Below are 1,378 nucleotides of genomic sequence, written 5' to 3'. Positions count from 1 at the left end.
TACTACTGATGCTACACAGGATTTCTGTCTTGCTGACGCTCCAACGGTAGCAGACCTTCAGGTTAATGAAACGGGAGTGACTTTCTACACGGCTGAAACAGGAGGAACAGCAATAGCTCCGGCCACAGCTTTAGTAGATGGTACGACATACTATGCAAGCTTAACGGTCGGAACCTGCGAGAGCGCAACCCGTCTTGCTGTAACCGTAACGGTAGGCAACGCTGCGACTCCGACTACTACCGATGCTACACAAGACTTCTGCCTTGCGGATGCTCCGACTGTGGCCGATCTACAGGTTAATGAAACAGGGGTAACGTTCTACACCGCTGCAACGGGAGGCACTGCAATAGCTCCAACCACTGCTTTAGTGGATGGCACAATATATTATGCATCACTTACAAATGCACAAGGTTGTGAAAGTTCTGTAAGGTTAGCAATAACTGTAACGGTAGGCAACGCTGCTACACCGACCACGACTGATGCTACACAGGACTTCTGCCTTGCGGATGCGCCAACTGTGGCTGACATACAGGTTAATGAAACGGGAGTGACTTTCTACACGGCTGCAACGGGCGGAACTGCTATAGCTCCAACTACAGCTTTAGTGGATGGCACTACTTATTATGCAAGTTTAACTGTCGGTTCTTGCGAAAGCGCAACCCGCCTTTCAATTACCGTAACGGTAGGCAACGCTGCTACACCAACAACCACTGATGCTACCCAGGATTTCTGCTTAGCAGATGCTCCGACAGTGGCTGACCTACAGGTTAATGAAACAGGGGTAACGTTCTACACGGCTGCAACTGGCGGAACAGTAGTTCCAAGCACAACTGCACTTGTGGATGGTACGACGTATTACGCAAGCTTAACTGTCGGAACCTGTGAAAGTTCTGTAAGGTTAGCAATAACCGTAACGGTAGGCAACGCTGCAACTCCGACCACGACTGACGCTACACAGGATTTCTGCTTAGCAGATGCTTCTACAGTAGCTGATCTTCAGGTTAATGAGACAGGTGTAACGTTCTACACTGCTGCAACAGGAGGAACTGCAATTTCTCCGACTACGGCACTTGTGAATGGCACGACTTACTATGCTTCACTAACTGTCGGTACCTGCGAGAGCGCCACGCGCCTTGCGATAACCATAACCGTAGGCAATGCTTCTACACCGACCACTACTGATGCTACACAGGACTTCTGTCTTGCGGATGCACCAACAGTAGCAGACCTTCAGGTTAATGAAATGGGAGTTACTTTCTATACCACTGCAACGGGAGGAACTTCGATAGCTTCAACCACTACACTTGTAGATGGTACGACATACTACGCAAGCTTAACTTTAGGCACTTGCGAAAGTGCCACACGTTTAGCAATAACG

Annotated in this window: 1 protein-coding gene; it reads left to right on the top strand. The window is 49.2% G+C overall.

What is annotated here, in order from left to right; genetic code table 11:
* On the top strand, positions 1 to 1,378 hold a 1,378-nt coding region (locus G509_RS23675), incomplete at both ends, for an Ig-like domain-containing protein (protein ID WP_483299126.1).

The organism is Flavobacterium subsaxonicum WB 4.1-42 = DSM 21790 (assembly GCF_000422725.1).
Taxonomy (GTDB): Bacteria; Bacteroidota; Bacteroidia; order Flavobacteriales; family Flavobacteriaceae; genus Flavobacterium; species Flavobacterium subsaxonicum.
This window is presented reverse-complemented; position numbering and strand designations above follow the sequence as displayed.